This window comes from Hymenobacter roseosalivarius DSM 11622 (assembly GCF_900176135.1).
Lineage (GTDB): Bacteria > Bacteroidota > Bacteroidia > Cytophagales > Hymenobacteraceae > Hymenobacter > Hymenobacter roseosalivarius.
The window spans coordinates 1-19,173 of record NZ_FWWW01000061.1; the positions used below are offsets into that span (position 1 = coordinate 1).

The following is a 19,173-nucleotide window of genomic DNA, read 5'->3' on the forward strand; positions in this document are numbered from 1 at the left end:
GTACCCGTACCGTACCGACGTACGGTAGGTCGGGTGGTACGGTACGGTGGGCTTTTTCTACTGTGTGCCTATGCGAAACCTAGCGTTTATCGCCAATAACCGAGGATTCGACGCGTGTATCCAGTTACCAGAAAAAGGGGCAGATAAAAAGGTGGGCAGTTACGACGGGCAAATTGAGTGAAGTCGCGCAAATTGGCTCCCCCTCTTATACTGAACAGGTGATTATAGTAATTGCGTAAACTCTTTCGCTGACGGTTATGCTGGTCGCCGCTTTCATCAGGATACGTACCAAGGCGAGCATCAAAATTCATGTACACCTCGAAACCAGCTAAACGAGCCTGATGCGTGAAATCGTAATCAGCATAGTAATGCGGTAGGACATCAGCCGCAAACAAGCCAATCCGATCAAATACAACGCGAGGAATCATCAAACCTCGGCCGGGTAAGTTCTGACTAGGCCATTGCCCCCGACGCTGGTCTGGTGCCAGATCATCCAGTAGCCGCCGAAAGCTACCAGTGGCCCAACTGCTCCAGCCGCCACTATAAATCGGCTCTTGCGTAACAGCGTCTAACTCATAAGCGCCGTAAAGTGCCGGTGGACGGCTACTAGCCGCCTTTTTCATGTTAGCTACGAAATCAGGGTAAACGATAACATCGTTATTCATAGTCATTAGCCAATCGGCCCCTTGATCTAAGGCATAGCGCAAGCCCAGGTTTACACCAGCAGTCCAAAACAAGGAACCGGAGCCGAAGAGTACTTTTACTTCAGGATACTTGGCAGCTAAAGTAGTAGCGGTACCATCGGTAGAGCCATCGTCTACTACTACTACTTTAAAATCTTGATCAGTCTGCTGACGCAACGAGTCAAGGCAGGCTATAGTAAAGGAGAGACGATTGAAAACCGGAATGACAACGTAGAGCATAAGAAAAGAAAGCTGGCTGGCAGCGTGTGATTTAGCTAACAACCGAATAGGTAAGCGATTTCGATACCTCGGACTCACTTGCTGTCTCCTTTCCATATAGCGGAAGCAGACGGGAAAGAGAATCCTGCATGGAGTAGTGTTCATGAACAAAATTCCGGCCGGCTATACCGTATGACTGGCGTAAGTCAGGGCTATTGATCATCTGTAATAGCGCCTGAGTAAGAGATGGTACATTAGGAGGTACGCATCGGCCACTTTTGCCTTCGATTACTAAATCACGCAGACCGTAAACATCATATACAACTGCTGGCACACCGCAACTTAACGCCTCAAGCAAGGAGTTGCCAAGGCCCTCCAGAAGCGAAGTCATTACAAAAACATCAGCTGCCAATAAGGCTTGACGAACATTATGGAGTTGGCCTACAAATGTGGTAATGTCGTCTACTCCTAGTTGCTTCGCGTGATTCTGTTCGGCAAGGTGTGTCATTCCTTCTCCTACGTGTAGGTATAGAATAGGCTGCGATATTTTTAAGCGCAAAGCGGCCAACGATTCTAAAACAGCTCCGTGGTTTTTGTTTTCGGTGCAGGCTCCCACCGAAATCAAGACAACTGTATTATCGGGGATGGCGAAATGTTGACGTGCCTCTGTCCTTTCTGCTGCGTTTCGCGCCGGTATGAAACGTTGTTCGTCAAGCCAGTTAGGAACAAGCACTGTCGGATTATTATACGTTTCAGCCTCTACCTGAGCTACTGATGGGCCAATGGCCGTAAACGTCGTGCCAAGCAAACGTCTGGCTATCCAACGATAAGTGCCACGGCGTAACCGTACTTCTCCCTTAAAGTTGAAGGCACTGTGTACAGTTGAAACAAGTCGGGGAATGCCTGCCAACCTAGCTACAAGTAAATACCAGAAAAAATTTTGTTCTGTATGGTTATGGATGACACTAAACTCCTTCTCTTTAAGGAAGCGATACAAATCCCACCAATGCGAAACTGACCATTTAGAGAAAGGCCTGTGGTATACTGTAAAACCTGCCTCCTGCAAAGTAGAAGCATAATCACCCGCCGTGGCTCCATCGGCTATAATATGCTGAGCATATCCTTGGGCATGTACCGTAGGAGCAGCTAAGCGTAACATTACTTCAGCCCCGCTAAAACGCAACGAGTGTAGTATGTGAAGTACTTTAGGAGCCGGTAGGGTAGAAGAAAACATGGAATCGCAATCTGCTGAACGTTCGAATTATTACTCGTAATTATATAAGCTATCAGTAACGATGGATAGTCCGTTGATCTGATAGGTTTGGCGCTCAGAGCATTGCGGCTACCGAACGCAAACGGGCCATAATCTTATCGCGAAGGGTACCACGAAGCTCCCGGTAGTCGGAAATGGTGTCGCGGATCACGAAGCTTGGGTGACGTAAGGGTCTTGGTGCCGGCTCAGTGGGAAGGTTAGCCCAAGGATGAGAGGTGTTAAAAGTGTGCGTGGCTTCACCTCCAAAGCCAATATTACTTATCAGATTGACATTGGGCATAATACTCAGGCCTGATTGCACAAGCATAATGAAAGACCACTGATAATCCCAGGTATCAAGCTGACCATTATGCGTAGCCCAAAGCGGACGAAGCAGCATACGGGCATCCAGCGGGTTGAAAAAACGGCGCCACAAATAGTTTTTTCGCTGAATTTCGGGCAGTAATGGTGTAGCTGCGTCATAATGCTGCCATGCCCGGCGCCAGGTCGCCCAGCCCCAAATAGCCGTATGATGAGAGAAATAATAAGAGTAGTCAGAGTCATGAACCCAACCACGCATAATATTGCTGCCACTTATATGCATTACCCGCGTGTCGTCATGATAATGGTGCAGTAGGTCTTCGCAATAAGTGAAGAAAGAGGAGTGAGGTAAGCAGTCATCTTCCAAAATGATACCGGCTTCTTCATGCTGAAAAAACCAGTCAATGGCTGTGCTCACTGCGTTACGGCAGCCGAGGTTTTGTTCGCGAAAAAGGGTATGAACAGTACAGGGCCAATCTATCCCGGTTTCTATTAAATGCCGTACCGTTTCACAGGCTGCTGCCTCTTTTGGCCGGTTTGGACGGGCACCATCAGCAGCAATATATAAGCGGGGAGGTTGTGCGGCACGAATGGCTGCGAGCACACGCTCCGTGACATCAGGACGGTTAAATACTAAGAATAAAACTGCCGAGCGAGGTGCTGAACCATTCGTCGCGTCGGCGGAATGAGCAGAAGAATTGACGAGCATGGAATCAAGCGGAATAATGAATGGCTGGTTCGTCCTGACGAGTAGTACTGACGATAGAGCTTGGAACCTCTTTTTCCGGTACAGGAGTAGCAGCGAGAGCCACCAAGGTTTTTATGCGATAGAAACCAAAACCTACCAGGCCATAGAAGTAAGGCGGCAAGCTATACGAATAGCCGTACACCAGACTAGTAGCAATGAAGAGACACCACGTCAGAGTTTCGGCATCTGTGGCAGGGCGCCTTAGCAGTAGAAGCCCCGCATATAACTGCGGCATAGATAGCAGTATCAGTCCGATTATTCCGAAATAGAATAAGGCATCGATGTAAAAACTATGTAAGAAGTGTCCATTACCGTCGGGGAAAACAACGAGGGTTGGTTGGTCAGGATCGTAAAACTGAATGGGTAATTCAAATCCTCTGAACCGCATACCAGCTACTGGATTATCAACAATAAAAGGCCAGTAAGACCGCGCCTGTTCGGCTCGCCATCCTCCGGTTCCCTGCTTATCGTGATTTTCAATATCGGCTATATCATCAGCTATCTTGGTTAAAATCTTAGGATTTGACACCGCTAACGTTGTTATGGTTAGGAATAAAATTATCGCAGGGATACCAAATAAAGGCAACAGAGCCTTAAAGCTCAGACGCTGACGTTCCTTGCCAAGTAGTAGTATAACATTGATAGCCAAAGAAATAACAGACACTACCCATACCGTACGGTGCTGAAAAAATAGGATGGTTATTGCAGCCACGAAAAAAAGTGCTAGCTGAAGTGGTTTGAGGGTTTGCAGGTAGGTATTAAAATGAAAGAGCAAAGGCAAAACCAGTAGATAGACGGATGAAGCTACCAACCCTCGTTCGTGGTTGACAAAGGCTCCCATGCTAAGGGCATCAGGATTGATAATGCTTACATTGAGAACCAAGGCTATCCAGATCATTCCGATAAGATCAGGAAGGGTGATACGCCCAATTATTGTATAGATTCCATAGATGGCGGGTAGTGTGAACAGCACCATGATCTTCTGAAATACATGCGGATAAACAAACGGTACATCATAAAGCAAATACGATTCGGCCATGAGGAGGCCTATGCCAGCTAAAGCGCACCAGAATACATAGCGTGCGATTCCACTTAGATATTTATATAAAAGAATGCTCAAGGGTATGCAGCCAGCAATGACTAAAGGAGAGTAGCCATCGAGCGGCGATGGTGCAGCCCGCCCCATTTCATCGGTCTCTATGCGGCCAGTGATAAGGGTAGAGAACAGAAGGTCCAATATCAATATGGCCAGCAGGGGAAGAGCATATAGAAGTCGATATCGTAGCTTCATGGCAGTAATCGTAGTTGACGCAAACTAGTAAGATAAGGCAGAGACAGACTGGGGGGCAATTTGACCCAATACGCGACGATATTGCTCCTCATACATTGCGGTAACGATAGGAATCGAAAACCGCTCTTGTACACTTGTAATCCCTTGTTTACTTAGCTGTTCGTATTGTTGAGGCTGAGTCAGCAAATGACACAAAGAAGTAGCTATTGCCGCAGGCGAGTTGATATCAGTCAGTATTCCACGCTTTCCGTTGGCAAGCACCCAGGGAACTGCTCCTGATTCTGCTCCCGCTACTATAGGCACACCGGCTTGCATGGCTTCAATAAGCGTCAGCCCAAATGATTCTTCGCGTGATGGATGTAGCATTACGTCGAAATCAGGCAAAAGGGTTGTCATTTCGGTGTGGGAAGCCTTGCCAGCGAAACGAACTCCGTCTGCGACACCATGCGCTTTGGCCCAGCGATGAGCAGGTCCATTCAAATCATAATCGGTACCATATAACCAATATTCAGTACCAGGTCCTAACTGCTGACGCACTTCACGAAAAGCCAACAAAGCCGAGCTTACATTCTTACGAGACGACCACTCCGCAATCATTGACACAATGCGTCGGCGAGGGCCAGTTGGAAATAAGTGTACATAGCCTGGCGCTGGCCATACGGCATTTGGTATTACTATTGGCCGACGAGTAGGGCTCTCCAGCGCCTCGGCTAGGTATGGTGAAACAGCGGTGAAGTTTTTGCCCTTACGCAAAATCCGTAATTTCAGCAACAGCCGTGCTACTCGATAGAGATCTGGTACATACCGTAGAATAAGCCACGGATCATCATGAAGTGTGATCAGGTGAGGATAGCCACTTAATAAGGCTCCGAGCGCAAACTCGTATCCCCAGTGAGCATGTACAATGTCAGGCTGATCCTGATGAATGAAGCGGGCCAACTCCTGGCCTTCTTGCTTAAATAGGTCGAAGCAGCGATGTCGGGCGCGGGGGCGGAAGTGGCCCACATAGACCGTGAGCTGAGTTCCGCGTAAGATTACTGGTGTGGTTACGTTTGGATCTAAAGAATAGACAGATACCTGATGGCCCGCTTCCAACAACCCTTGTATTAACGGCGTAATGGCGCTACCGCCCATGCCGCTAGGTATGACATCCTCTGCCGTTACATTCAAATGCGAACGTAGCGCAGTAACATCAATGGTCGTAGAAAGCCCAATTTTCATAGCGTAAAAGCAAGAGTCAAGTAGCCGGAGCAAATAGGTCGTCTAGGCAGAAGCTGGTTATGACATTCATCATATTCGGGACTTAATAACGGAGACGAACTTTTTGAAGGAAAACTCCTTTGGTGGTGGTGCATCATCGTCTGTACTCGGCGTGTAGAATCCCCTTTCAGCATATTCTATCTCTATTCCTTCTGCTGCAAACAGATCTACTACTGCTTCCCTATGCCACTTGCCCCGGTAGATACCCGTAATGGGAGCGAATGGAATAACGGCATGAGTGGGGTAAGAATACAGGTCACGATTAATTGTATAGAACCGTTCGCTTGTGCGTCTTACTCGACGATTGACATAGTACTCTGTCTGCCATGGGTTTTCATGAGGGCGAAAGTAGCGTCCGATCCGCCTGATATTCCACATGGAAGCCATTGCGCTGAACAAGTAGTCATCTGCATGATCTACCTCCCACAAATCAGGAAACTGGCTTGGATGAAATGGACCTTGGTTGCCGCTCTCTACCAAACCTATGTAGGTGATTTCATGCTCAAGCATTGTATCAACCATCTGCTGCACTTTCTCTTCGGGCACCAAGCGGTCCAAAAACATATCCTCATGCAAATAGACTACAATATCAGTGTCAATTTGCTTAAAGGCTTCCAGCAAGCGCAAACCATGCGGTGTATCGGGTCTCCCCGTAAAGCGCGCAACGCGCGTACAGGTGATATTAAGACCTGGAAAAGAGAAGTCTTTGGTTTCAGTACTCAGGAAAATCCGACCTTTAAAACTAGGCCAGTACTTTTTGAATAGTGTAAAAAATGGCCCCCAACAATCAGAATAAGAATCGGTGCTGCTAACTAGGATGGAATAATTAGGTTTCATCAAGTGCAAATAATTAGAAGGAAAGCCTAAAGCCTTGCCTCTATTGAAGAGCAGATGCTAAGCCTACGGGTTGAGAGGCAGGGACTAAAGGCAGGCGGGCCACCACATCTGCAACTGAAATCGTGCCGGAAGCCGTCTTTCCCTGCGACGATCCACAAGTAACGTAGTCGTAGCCATGACCAAGCTGCACTGTTAGCCGGGCATAACAGTCATTAAAATAACCATTCGGAAAAATCTCCAGCACCTGCAAGCCTGCGGGTGCCCAGACAATATTGCTCATACCAGCCCCATGAAGCGCTACTACCGTTCGGGCCTGGCTGAACAGCTTTACTTGGTCGGCAAAGGAAAGTCGCTCGCTATACACAATATCGAAGCCTCGCTTGCGGAGGGCTTCCTCCAATACCGCTTCATTGGACATTGCACGCCGGGGAACGTAGCGTCGCGATATATAGAGGTCGCGGTGGCCAGCCGGTAATGTGGAGTGATTAGGAAGGTAGGAATTGCGGAGGATATCCACCGCGATAGGCGGAATAAACCCTGCATCAACTTCTGTTTGCAGAAGCAAAAGATTGGGAATGCGTACAGGTCCTTCAGCAATAGCTACTCGCTGATCAAAATCGTTCCCTAGTCGTACTTCTAGAGCTTGACGCACAAAGTTAGGGTACTGTGCAGGTAGCAAGATGCGCACCTTAGGATCTAGTTCTAGCGCGGTGAGCAAATTGGGAAGCGTCTCAAAAATCCAGTGAAAAAAAGGAGCTGGCGCAGCAGCTACTACTAGCCCATTCTCTTCAAGAGGGGTAGGCCGGCGAGAGTGAAGCAGGTGTAAGTGTGGCAGAATATTTCCCCAGCCCATTAGGCGGCGCACATCTCCGATGCTTTCGGAGAGTACATAATCGGCTTCAGGAAGCCAGGTAAGCCCATTAGCTGGTGCGACGCATACATCGCGGAGCCAATATGCTAATCGAGCTTCGAAGGCCTTATTACGACGAAAATATGGAGGGTAATGTGCTGGAAAGGAATAGTGCTGTGTAATTGGTGCCGATAACGTACGCATCGTGCGAACGTGAGGACGAACATCATCCCAGCCACAGACTTCTTCTAAAGAGCGCAACGCGGTAACGGGCAGGTTGCCAACCATAGAGCCCAAGAGCTTACGTTGCAGTATTTGCGCTAACCGTACCCGTACTTTAGCCACCGACAGACGCATCTGACTAAAAGAACGCGACTGCTGTAAAAAGCTGAGTTTGCTCAATACGTGTTCATCAAGTTGCATGCGGATAGGACGATTGATGCTAACTGTTAGCATACCAATCAGTAAGAATCCACAGAGCAATATGTGAGCCAGCAACTGCACTAAGGCGGGTACTCCCGAACCGGCGAAGACTTTGGTCAGTCCATAAGAAGCTAAACCAACAACAAGAGCCGTAACAGTGGCTGGCAGGTAGGTCGATACGATATCGAAAAAGGAATAGCTAAGGAGGCGTCTACCTGCTATAAGATAAGCTAAATGACGCAATATCTCACCTATCAGCATTGCTCTAGTCAAACCTACCAGCCCAAAGCGACTTGCATAGATCATAAGCAAGGCCTGAATAATTACATATCCTCCTTGCAGGGCCAGCTTGAAGTTGAGATCTGCCAGTGATTCAAATAGAATTCCTCCAAAAGTGGATAGCATATTTAGCCCAACAACAAAGGCTACAATCTTGACAATAGGAATTGCTTCCAGCCATTGGTCACCAAGCATCACTTTTACCAAAGGCTCAGCCGTAGTGGCTATACCTAGGCAAGTAGGCAACACCACGTAGCTGGTAAGAGAGAGTGTGGTAAGATACGCTTGACTTAATCGCTTGCGGTCGTTTTGTAAGGTGCTAAAAGCTGGTAAAAGCACCCGCGCTATGCTCGTCGTCATATTGTGCACAGGTAGATACACGAGCATAAATGCCCGGTTGTAAATACCAACCATGCGTACGCCCAACAATCGGCCAATAAATAATTGGTCGAGGTTGGCTCCGAGAAATTCTAGGAAGCTGATAACGGAAACCCGGCCACCAAACGCGAACAAAGGCTTGAATACATCCCAGCTGAAAAGGGGGCGTATGCTGTGGCGAACGTTCCAATAGGCCAGTATACCTAATAACACCCCTTGGGTAATTGTTGCTCCGAGCAAACTCCATACGCCGTGGCCACGGAACGCCATTCCTAGGCCTACACCTCCATAAGCAATTATGTAGGAGGCAACTTCTATTTTGCTTAGGGTCTCGAAGGCCATGCGGCGCTTGAGTAAGCTAATAGCCGTAGCCGACAGGCCAGTGATTAGTAAGCTCACCGCCATTACCCGCAGAATAGGTACAACATGCGGGTTCTGAAAGTAGAGCGGAACTAAAGGAGCCGTAAACCAAAGTATTGTTGTACAGGTGATACCTAGCAGAACGGAGACTGTAAAGGCTACGCGTACATCCTCATTGCTTAGCTCAGTACGCTGAATTAGCGCTTGCTCTAAGCCCATTTGAGCGAAATAACCTCCAAAACTTAAAACAACCCCAGCCATAGCCACTAAGCCAAAATCGGCTGGAGTAAGCAAGCGCGACATCAGGGCACTGTAGCCTACCTGCATCGCGGCAATCGCGAAGGTGGCCGTTGTGGTCCATTTAATGCTGTGCAGGATACGCGAGGATAGATTCTGGCTCATTGATACAGGAAATCTGGGAGCAAAACCGTCAAGGTTGACAGTTACTCATAGCGAATCTAGGCTGTGTAGTAAGCCGATTCGCCCTTGTAGCGGTACTCGTAAGTAGATGAGAAATTAACGCCGTTTAGTAATACGTAGACCTGTTGGTTGCCAGTTTGGCGTTGGGCCAGTTCCTGTACCTGCGAAAGCATATTACGCTGCGTGTAGCGATGACGAACCACAAAGATCGTTACGTCAGTGTATTGATTCAGAATGTAGTACTCTGATACTAAGCCCAGAGGAGGAGCATCCACAATTACATAATCATATGATTTACGCAACTCAGCTATCAGCGTAGCCATGCGGGGCATTTCCAGTAGCTCCAATGCATTTTCCGGGATGGGACCCGCCGCTAAAATCGTCAGGTTTGGAATATCTGGCTGCTGTATAGCTTCAGCTAACGTGCATTCCCCATTCAGGTAAGACGACAAACCTGCATGACGGGAGTCGAAACCGAAGTAGCCTGCTACTGTAGGCTTACGCATATCCGTTTCTATCAGGATGGTACGTCGTCCGGAAAGGGCAAGTTCGGCAGCCAAATTAGTGCAGCAGAATGTCTTGCCTTCGCCAGAAGTTGAGGAAGTAAAGCCAATAACACGTCGATCGGGACCAGCTGCTACATATTGCAGATTTACACGTACCGTACGGAATGACTCGGTAACGGCAGAACGCGGCATTTCCATACGAGCCAATCGAATTTTACGCCCGGCATCAGCTATCAGCCCCAGAAACGGAGCATTTGTAACACGTTTTAGCTCGTCAGCGCTTTGTACTGTCTGGGCGGTACGGTCACGTAGTAAAAGAAAGCCAGCAGGCAGCATTAGCCCGGCTAGTACAGCAAACATATATAATTGTTTGCCTTTAGGACTTTCCGGCGCACTATCAGACTGTTGGGCGTGGTCTACTATTTTCTTGTCGCTCACGTTAGTCGCCAGCATCAGAGCTGCCTCCGTCCGTTTCTGCATCAGGAAGTTATAGTTCTGATCATTCAGCGTAGTCTGAGTGCGCAGTCGAGCCTCTTGGCGCTGATTCTCCGGCATCTGATTGATGGCGGTTTTAATGGTTCCCAGACGAGTGCTTATATCAGCCAATGTTGCATCGGAGGAACGTATTAACCCGGTGAGGCTGCGCTGGAGGGATTGGCGGCGGCTCTGAATACGGCTGTCCAGGGCCTGCAACACCGGATTGTCGTCGTTGGCGCTTACGGCCAAACCCGCCCGTTGGCTGGTAAGCTGTGCCAGGTCGCTTAGCTGGCTATCGAGCACCGGATCATTTACCCCAGCACTCGCCCATGTACTAACGGCCTCTTCACTGGAATTAGTACGAAGAGCGCTCAGCACACTCTCATACGTGCGTCGGGTAGTCAACAATTGAGCCCTCTGGTTTTCCAGCTCGCTGATCTTGCCTATTCCCGAGCTTGATTGGGCTCCAACGTCAACCATACCGCGCGAAGCACGGAAGGAGGCAAGGGCGGCTTCTGAACGCCGGAGAGAATCGGCAACCTTAGTGATTTGTGACTCGATAAACTCAAAGGTTTTACTGCCTTTGCGGTTCTTATCAGTTAGGTCATTAAGTACATACGTTTCCATGAGGGTATTCAGGAAACGGGTTTCTTTGCCAGCTACAGAGCCTTTGCTCATAAGCCGGAGTACGCGGGCGAAGCGCTCGGTAGGCTCTACTACTAATTTACCTTGGTATTCGCCGAGCAGAGCTTGCGGATGGTTGAGAACGAAATAACGCTTTGCTACCTCAGGCAAGCCCTTAATAGAATCGGTTGGCGTAATGGTAAGCGTCAAATATCGCGTGCGCAAAACCTGGCCTGGACGTACTACTTCGTTCAAAGTGAAGTTGTCAACGGTTTCCAAGACAGCACCAGTGCGCATATCGGTCAGATACGCCTTATCGGCTTCACCTTGAATATGATATAGCCCATCGGGGCGCAGCTCCAAATACAGCGGTACTTCAGTTACCTGGGGGGCAATTGTATCAAGTTTTACCGTGTAGCCGGCATCCTGATAATGCTCCTGCACTCTTAGGTCGCCAAGCTTATTAACAAAGGAGTTAGTAACGTCGAAATACGACACCTCAAAGTCGAGCTTATCGAGGGCCTGTTTCACCAGCGAAGCGGAGGTAAGCACACTTATCTCATCTTCCACACTGGTTAATTCATTCCGGCTTTCACTAGGTGTAAGTACTTCCTGAGCCTGACGGGAGCCCGGCGTGGCACGATCAGCCAACTGTAGGGTGGAATGGAAGCGGTATACGGGCGACGTGGTCTGAACTTTAAGCCAAGTGGCCGCCAGCAACACGATTGGTATAATGACAAAAAGATACCAATAGCGCCCGAATTTGAAGAGCAAAGTGCTCAGGTTTAGCTCATCCGAAGATTCTTGCTTATTCATCTAGGTAACTAAAAAGGGAAAAGCCCGCGTTTTTATACAAGATACGTACTAACTGTTTATCCTGCTGTGAATCAGTAAAGTACGAGATGGAGGTAGCTTGTATTACCTGTTCGCGGTTAAAATTAAGTTCGCTATGACGGCGATTGTAGTCAAGCCAGCAAATACGATGCTCAAGTTGTTGATGTTCGCCCGCTGGGTGAGCGCAGACTCCGGCTCAACGTAAACCGCGTCGTTTGGCTGTAGGTAGTAATACGGCGAGGAAAGCAAATTAGGTCTCGTTAGGTCCAGTAATACGACTTCTGAGCCAGTTGGGGTCTGACGGATTAATTTAACGTTACGGCGGTTGCCAAGAGGAGTGAGGTCGCCGGCCAGACCCAGCGCTTCCAGGATGGTAGCCTGCGGGTTTTGGACAAAGAAATAGCCTGGGTTTCTAACCTCACCCAGAACCGTTATTTTGAAGCTGACCAGTTTGACGGAGGCCGTGGCCCCCCGCACATAATTATTTACCGCATTCTGGATAGCGCGCTGCGCCTCTGAAACGGTAAGCCCCCGAACGGGAAGGCGACCAGCCGTAGGTAGAGTAATATTACCCCCCGCATCAATGACATAGCCATTCGTATATTGGGAGCCGGGGTCACCGTTAATAAAGGATCCTTGACTGCTATTCAGATTAAATACTTGCGTCAGTTCGGGCTGAGCGCTTTGCACCGTAATATTTAGTACATCATTCGTCGCAAGTTTGTACTCCTGACGCTCGTTGGTTACTGCTTTCGCTTGCGTACTGGAATAATTGGAGTCTTGTAAATAGCTAATATCCTTGGTCGAAACACAGGAGGCGAGGCCGCCAAGGACCAATAAGGCCAATGCGTAGATGAGACGGATCATAAATCAGGGGTGTGTTCGGGGAAGAGTAGAGTAAAAAAGAATGAAACGTGGGAGCAAAAAGCAGGCGAAACTGTAAAAATGACAAGCTTATTTAGTACTATATAGTAAAAGTAATTCGATTTTTCGTCTATATCAAGAAATAGTTAAATATTTGCAATAAAATTTTGTACTTAACAATCCTGTTTGGTTACGAATTTACAACGCTAAGGTTTCCGGCCTCGTCATGCAGGTTTCGTAATAGGCAGATCAAGAGCAGCTTTCAATCGTTCATTGGCGTCACCTGGGGGGCAAATGGTTGTTCCTGAAAGGTGATTCGTATACTTGTCTATGAAAATTTTGTTGGTAGAAGATGAGCCCAAAGTTGCGGCCTTCTTACAAAAAGGCTTAACGGAACAGCAGCACAGCGTAGAGGTAGCCGCCGACGGCCCAACAGGCTTGCGGCGGGCCCTGGCCGAACCTTTCGATCTGCTGATTCTGGACAATCTGCTGCCTGGGCTCAATGGCCTGGACGTGTGTCGGCAGGTGCGGACCCAGAACTCGGCGGTTCCCATCCTGATGCTTACCGCGCTGGGCGAAACGGATGATAAGATCCGGGGGCTTGATGCCGGTGCCGACGATTATTTGGTGAAGCCTTTTGCCTTTCAGGAGCTGCTGGCACGGATTCGGGCCCTGGTGCGGCGGCGCCACGAAAGCCCCTCACCGGAAATTATCCTGCGTCTGGCCGACCTTACCCTGGACCCTGCCCGCAAGCTGGTTCAGCGCGCCAACCAGACTATTCAGTTAACCGCCCGAGAATTTGCCTTGCTGGAGTATTTGCTGCGCAATCAGGAGCGGGTAGTATCGCGGGTCGACATTCTGGAGCAGGTATGGGAAACGTCCTTTGATACGGGCTCCAACGTCATTGACGTGTATATTAACTTTCTGCGAAAGAAGATTGACAAGGATTTCTCCCCCAAGCTCATCCATACTTTGGTAGGTATGGGCTACGTGATGAAGGAAGCATAAGGCGGGGGGCTTTTTAGGGATGGCCGCTCGCGTCTCCTTTACCGTGTAGTGAGGGGTGTTGCTCACGCAGGATAGCGACGGCACACTATTTTTAGTATTCGCTTATGACCATTCGGACGCGTCTGGCGCTACAGTTTGCTGCCATTCTGGCCGTCACGCTGATGGTGTTTTCGCTGGTGATTTACTATTTCACCTACCAATCCCGCCAGGAGTTTTTTACGGCCAATCTGCTGGCTCGTACCCGCGTGGTGGCCCACGTCTATCTGGATGGTACCAACCGAGCGACTGCCGCCAGCCGGGCCTCATACCGGCGCTACCTCCGGCAGTTCTATCGTACGCTGCCCGAAGAGGAAGCCAAGGTATATAATTCCCAGAATAAAGTAGTATTTCGGGAAGGGAAAATTCAGTCAGAATCGGTTCCGATGGAGTTATTAAAAGCAGTTCGCCGGAATCGGAAGCCCATCGTTGAGGAGAAGAATTTCCGCCAGACTATCGGCGTACTTTACCACGATGTTCAGCGCGGCGACTTTGTAGTAGTTGCCTCTTCTCTTGACGCTGACAGCCAGCAGAAGCTCAGTAATTTACGACGTATTCTGCTGGGGGGCTTTTTAGCCTCGCTGACGGTAGTCGGTATTGGGGGCTGGTTTTTTGCCCGCCAGGCCCTGCGGCCGATGCAGCGAATCGTGCGGGAAGTAGATACCATTACCGCCTCCGATCTGCACCGCCGCCTTTCGCAGGCCGACGGCCAGGACGAAGTGTCGCACCTGGCCCAGCGCTTTAACAGTCTGCTCGATCGGCTCGAGACGGCGTTTGCCGGGCAGCGTACTTTTGTTCGCGACGCCTCCCACGAGCTGCGGACGCCGCTGGCAGCCCTCATGGGGGAGCTGGAGGTTGCCCTGCTGCAGGAGCGCACGCCCGATGAGTATCGGCGCACCTTACGCAGCACGCTCGATGCGGCCCGCCTGCTCAGCAACCTCACCAACGGCCTGCTCCAGATAGCGCGCGCCTCTGACGACCCATCGCAAATCACGCTTAGCTTAGTTCGGCTGGATGAGCTGTTGCTCCAGGCCCACGAAGAAATGCAGCGCCGCCAGCCTACCTGCCGCATCGACTTAGCCTTCAATGAGAACACCAAAGATGGCCGGGTCACACCGTTTGAAGTGCGTGGCAACGAAGCCTTGCTGCTGGCTGCCGTGCTCAACGTGTTAGAAAACGCCTGCAAGTTCTCACGCAGCTCCGATAAGCCCATTATGGCAACGCTCAGCACTACCCCAAATCGGGTTGTGCTTGATGTGTTGGATTATGGTCTGGGAATGAATGAAGCCGACCGGCAGCAGGTGTTCGTGCCGTTCTTCCGGGCCGAAACGGTGCGCAATGTTCCGGGGCATGGCATTGGATTGCCGCTTACCGCCAAAATAATGAGCTTACACTGTGGTTCCATACAAGTAGAAAGCCAGCTGCATATTGGTACGCAAGTGAGGCTGGACTGGCCTGTCTCTTCCGCAATCAAGGTTAGGGCATAGCAGCCGGAATGAAGCAAGCTCCGAGCGTAGAATTTTTAATCCTATTTTAATTCTATTTTAACTGAGTCTTAACGACTGGAAGATAGGTTTGTATCGTATGAAAGTGTTGTACTTACGACGCATCTCCCTCTATGCCAAAAGTTGCTCTAGCTACGCCTTCAACCGATTTGAAGGCTCCTGCCATTAATTATCTGAGCACCATATCCAAAGACGCGCCCGCCGGCCTGGTTGTGTTTTTGGTGGCTTTGCCCCTGTGCTTGGGTATTTCGCTCGCCTCGGGGGCGCCGCTGCTTGCGGGTGTTATCACCGGAATTGTGGGGGGCATTTTGGTCTCTTGGCTAAGCGGCTCGCAGTTAAGTGTGAGTGGTCCAGCCGCTGGTCTTACGGCCATTATCGTGTCTGCCCTCAGCACGCTGGGTTCTTTTGAAGCTGTGCTCACAGCTACTGTGCTGGCTGGTATTCTTCAGCTGGTACTAGGCTTCGCCAAAGCCGGTATCATCGGCATGTACTTTCCTTCGTCCGTCATTCGCGGCATGTTGGCTGCTATTGGTCTGATTCTGATTCTAAAGCAGATACCACACTTTCTGGGTGCTGATAGCGACTATTTCGAGGACATGAACTTTTTGCAGTTCAATGGTGAAAACACTTTCAGTGCCATTGGAGCGGCATGGCGCTCTATTCAGCCCGGTTCGGCAATAATCGGAGCCGTTTCGCTATTCATCCTAGTAGCTTGGGATTCCAAATTTGTTCGCCGATTGTCCTTTGTACGGCTGGTACCAGGTGCTTTAGTAGTGGTAACGCTATCTATTATAATGAATAAGCTGCTCGGTCTGGCAGCACCTAGCTTACAGTTACAGTTTGAGCACTTAGTAAAGCTGCCTACTATCTCGTCGTTCAGTGACTTGGTGGCGGAGCTAAACTTCCCGGATTGGAGCTTCCTTACCAGAGGCTCTACTTACGTGGTAGCCTTCACTATTGGCATTGTGGCTTCGCTGGAAACCTTGCTTAGCGTAGAAGCGGTCGATAAGCTCGACCCACACAAGCGTCATACCCCCCAAAATCGGGAGCTTTTGGCTCAAGGTGTTGGCAACGTAGTAAGTGGCCTGATCGGTGGCTTGCCCCTTACGGCCGTTATCGTACGCAGCTCAGCCAACATTAATGCTGGGGGGCAAACCAAAGTCTCCGCCTTCATTCATGGCCTGCTTTTATTAGGAAGTCTGCTATTCCTGGCTGGTTTCCTGAATCAGATTCCGCTCTCGGCTTTGGCAGCTATACTGCTCATTGTCGGTTTTAAGCTCACCAAGCCGGCGCTGTATAGCAGCCAGTGGCGTTTGGGCTGGCCCCAATTTCTGCCCTTCGTTGTTACGGTAGTCGCCATTCTATTCACTGATTTGCTCAAAGGCGTCTGCTTTGGGTTAGCAGTCGGCATATTTTACATCCTGAAGGCCAATCTGGAGTCGGCTTACTACTTCCACGACGAGCCAAGCCAGGATACCAACACGGTTCATATCAAGCTATCCGAGCAAGTTACTTTCCTGAACAAGGCCAGTATCGTTACCACTCTCGACCAAATTCCCTACGGAAAGCATGTGATTCTGGACGGGTCTGACTCCGAGTATATTGATTATGATGTGCTGGAAGCTATCCAGAATTTTAGGATTACGGCGGCCGAGCGCGACATCAACCTCGAAGTGCGCAACATTACCGAAGTACCGATACTCGGCCATTGATCGTTGACTTCAATAGCTTGTAGGACCTGAGCAAGGTCAGTTCCTATAAGTGTTCTTCACTTACGTTTTAACATATCCTCTGATGAAAGAGATTCTCGAAAATAATCGCCGTTGGGTGGAGCAAATGCGGAGTCAAGACCCGCAATTTTTTGAAAAGCTTTCTAAAGGACAAAAGCCGCGCTACTTGTTCATTGGTTGTTCCGATTCGCGCGTTCCTGCCAGTGCCATTACGGGCTCGGGCCCCGGCGAAATGTTCGTGCATCGCAACATTGCCAACATGGTCGTGAATACCGACATGAACCTACTGTCGGTGCTTCAGTACGCGGTGGAAGTATTGCATGTAAAAGACGTTATCGTGTGCGGTCACTATGGCTGCGGCGGAGTGGCCGCGGCAGCCGCCGGCAAACAGTACGGCCTCATCGACAATTGGCTTACCAATATCCGTGACGTAATTCGGCTGCACGAAACCGAGTTCCGGCGCATTGAGAACGAGGAGGAGCAGCTCCGACGCTTGGTAGAGCTCAATGTGATTGAGCAGGTGCGCAACCTCGGCAAAACCAACATCATTCAGAATGCCATGAAAGGTGACAATCCTCCGCGTCTGCACGGCTTGGTATATGATATCAAGGTTGGATTGCTGAAAGACCTGGAGATAAACGACGGAATGATGGCCGACTTTGAGCACATCTATGGCACCAAAGCCATGGAGCACGCCGAAGAAGTGTTAGAAGACCAAGTCGGGGCGAAGGAAGACTTGGGCTCTGCCCCGGAAGCCAAAGCCGCTGAAGAGAAGAACAGTAAAGAAGGCCGCGACAACAAAGCCCCTATGCGGAAGGTTGCTTAACTGCCATCTGTACTTCGACAAGCCTTCAAGCATTTATAGATACCACTAGCCGATGTAAACTGAGGGGGATACATCGGCAACTGGGAACCTCCGTAACCATTTGGTCGCGGAGGTTTTTTTATGTCGAAAAAAGCCCCCCGCCGCGGGTACTTGCTGCTATGGGATGGTAAGTGCCCGCGGCTATTTGGTAGCCGGAAAACTGTAAGTACTTAGCCTTTATTCCCACCCTCGGGCCGTCAAAATTCCGGCGTCAGCCTGATAGAAAAAGCCCGGAGCGTAACACTTGCCTATGGCAATGCCGTAAGAAAAAAGAACAAACCGAACCCTAACGCTATGACAACCAAACTAAAAAAGCTTTCTGACCAGATAATCGTTATTACGGGTGCCTCGTCGGGTATTGGCCTGGTTACGGCCCGGATGGCGGCCAAAAAAGGAGCCAGCCTCGTGTTGGCGGCCCGCAGCGAGGAAGCCCTGCACCAGCTCACGCGGGAAATCGAGACAGATGGCGGCAAGGCTATCTACGTCGTGGCCGACGTGAGCAATCAGGACGACGTACGCCGCATCGCGCAAACCGCGCAGGAGCGCTTCGGCGGCTTCGATACCTGGGTAAATAACTCCGGCGTATCCATTTATGGCAAGATTGAAGAAGTGCCCATCGAGGATATGCGTAAGCTGTTCGAAACCAACGTCTGGGGGCTGATTTACGGCTCGCTGGAAGCGGTGAAGCATTTGAAGCAGAAAGGCGGAGCCATCATCAACATCGGCAGCATCCTGTCGGAGAGCACGGCCATTCTGCAAACCATTTACAGCGCCAGCAAGCACGCCGTGAAAGGTTTCACGGATGGCCTGCGCATGGAGCTGGCCATGGATGAGGCCCCCGTGGTGGTCACGCTCATCAAGCCGGCCGCCATTGACACGCCCTACCCGCTGCACGCCAAGAACTTCATGGACCGCGAAGTCCAGCACGCCCCGCCCGCCTACGCCCCCGAAACCGTGGCCCGCGCCATTCTGCACTGCTGCGAAACGCCCGAGCGCGAAATAACCGTAGGCGGTGGCGGCCGCGCCATCACGGCCCTGAATCATTGGGTGCCCAGCCTGGTGGATAAGTTTATGGAAAACGTGTTTGCCAAGCAGGAAAAAGCCGACTACCCCGCCCAAGCACTTGATCAGAACGGCCTCGACGGCCCCGTGGGGACGCTGGAGGAGCGCGGCAACTACCCCGGCTATACCCGCGAGAGCAGCTTTTATACGGCCGCTACCACGCATCCACTGGTGGCAGCGGCCCTCATAGGGGCTGGCGTGGCCATCACGGCGGCGCTGCTGGGGTCGTCGAAGAATGGCGGGGGCTCCAAGCATGGCACCACTACCTACCCCGACGGCACCCGCGAAGTGCATTAACGCGCCTGCGCCCGACTGGTCCAAGCCAGCGCAGTTGGGTGATT

The 19,173-nt window shown here is 50.3% G+C and carries 14 protein-coding genes; 5 read left to right on the plus strand and 9 right to left on the minus strand.

Going from position 1 to position 19,173, the window contains the following annotated elements; all coding sequences use genetic code 11:
• Positions 1-86 precede the first annotated feature (86 nt).
• From B9A24_RS08765 to B9A24_RS08805, 9 genes are all read right to left on the minus strand, one after another.
• Positions 87-923, minus strand: coding sequence for a glycosyltransferase family 2 protein (locus B9A24_RS08765; protein WP_084444796.1), 837 nt, complete (start codon positions 921-923; stop codon positions 87-89).
• A gap of 31 nt (positions 924-954) precedes the next feature.
• Positions 955-2,136: a glycosyltransferase gene (locus B9A24_RS08770; RefSeq protein WP_084444797.1), complete on the minus strand. Its 1,182-nt coding sequence runs from the start codon at positions 2,134-2,136 to the stop codon at positions 955-957.
• Positions 2,137-2,230: 94 nt separating this feature from the next.
• Positions 2,231-3,184 carry a hypothetical protein gene (locus B9A24_RS08775; RefSeq protein ID WP_084444798.1) on the minus strand — a complete coding sequence of 318 codons (954 nt, stop codon included), beginning with the start codon at positions 3,182-3,184 and terminating at the stop codon, positions 2,231-2,233.
• A 4-nt stretch (positions 3,185-3,188) separates the two neighbouring features.
• Positions 3,189-4,460: an O-antigen ligase family protein gene (locus B9A24_RS08780; protein ID WP_234997129.1), complete on the minus strand. Its 1,272-nt coding sequence runs from the start codon at positions 4,458-4,460 to the stop codon at positions 3,189-3,191.
• 78 nt (positions 4,461-4,538) lie between these two features.
• The gene (locus tag B9A24_RS08785) at positions 4,539-5,735 is read right to left on the minus strand and encodes a glycosyltransferase family 4 protein (RefSeq protein ID WP_084444800.1); all 1,197 of its coding nucleotides are present in this window, start codon (positions 5,733-5,735) and stop codon (positions 4,539-4,541) included.
• A gap of 69 nt (positions 5,736-5,804) precedes the next feature.
• A complete protein-coding gene (locus tag B9A24_RS08790; protein WP_143434857.1) occupies positions 5,805-6,611 on the minus strand; it encodes a hypothetical protein in 807 nt (268 codons plus the stop codon).
• Positions 6,612-6,651: 40 nt separating this feature from the next.
• Positions 6,652-9,303 (minus strand): oligosaccharide flippase family protein, encoded by a 2,652-nt coding sequence (locus B9A24_RS08795; RefSeq protein WP_084444802.1) that lies wholly within the window; start codon positions 9,301-9,303, stop codon positions 6,652-6,654.
• Between the two features lie 56 nt (positions 9,304-9,359).
• Positions 9,360-11,744, minus strand: a complete 2,385-nt coding sequence (locus tag B9A24_RS08800) for a polysaccharide biosynthesis tyrosine autokinase (protein ID WP_084444803.1) — start codon at positions 11,742-11,744, stop codon at positions 9,360-9,362.
• Positions 11,745-11,846: 102 nt separating this feature from the next.
• Positions 11,847-12,629, minus strand: coding sequence for a polysaccharide biosynthesis/export family protein (locus tag B9A24_RS08805; RefSeq protein WP_234997132.1), 783 nt, complete (start codon positions 12,627-12,629; stop codon positions 11,847-11,849).
• 327 nt (positions 12,630-12,956) lie between these two features.
• Here B9A24_RS08805 and B9A24_RS08810 point away from each other — a divergent pair, with 327 nt between their 5' ends.
• The 5 genes from B9A24_RS08810 (at position 12,957) to B9A24_RS08830 (ending at position 19,129) form a co-directional block, all read left to right on the plus strand.
• Positions 12,957-13,634, plus strand: a complete 678-nt coding sequence (locus B9A24_RS08810) for a response regulator transcription factor (RefSeq protein WP_084444804.1) — start codon at positions 12,957-12,959, stop codon at positions 13,632-13,634.
• Positions 13,635-13,738: 104 nt separating this feature from the next.
• Entirely contained in the window at positions 13,739-15,157 is a 1,419-nt protein-coding gene (locus B9A24_RS08815; RefSeq protein WP_084444805.1) for a sensor histidine kinase, read from the plus strand.
• A gap of 131 nt (positions 15,158-15,288) precedes the next feature.
• The gene (locus B9A24_RS08820) at positions 15,289-16,887 is read left to right on the plus strand and encodes a SulP family inorganic anion transporter (RefSeq protein WP_084444806.1); all 1,599 of its coding nucleotides are present in this window, start codon (positions 15,289-15,291) and stop codon (positions 16,885-16,887) included.
• 82 nt (positions 16,888-16,969) lie between these two features.
• Positions 16,970-17,731, plus strand: coding sequence for a carbonic anhydrase (locus B9A24_RS08825; RefSeq protein ID WP_084444807.1), 762 nt, complete (start codon positions 16,970-16,972; stop codon positions 17,729-17,731).
• A 333-nt stretch (positions 17,732-18,064) separates the two neighbouring features.
• Positions 18,065-19,129, plus strand: coding sequence for an SDR family oxidoreductase (locus tag B9A24_RS08830; RefSeq protein ID WP_084444808.1), 1,065 nt, complete (start codon positions 18,065-18,067; stop codon positions 19,127-19,129).
• Positions 19,130-19,173: the final 44 nt, after the last annotated feature.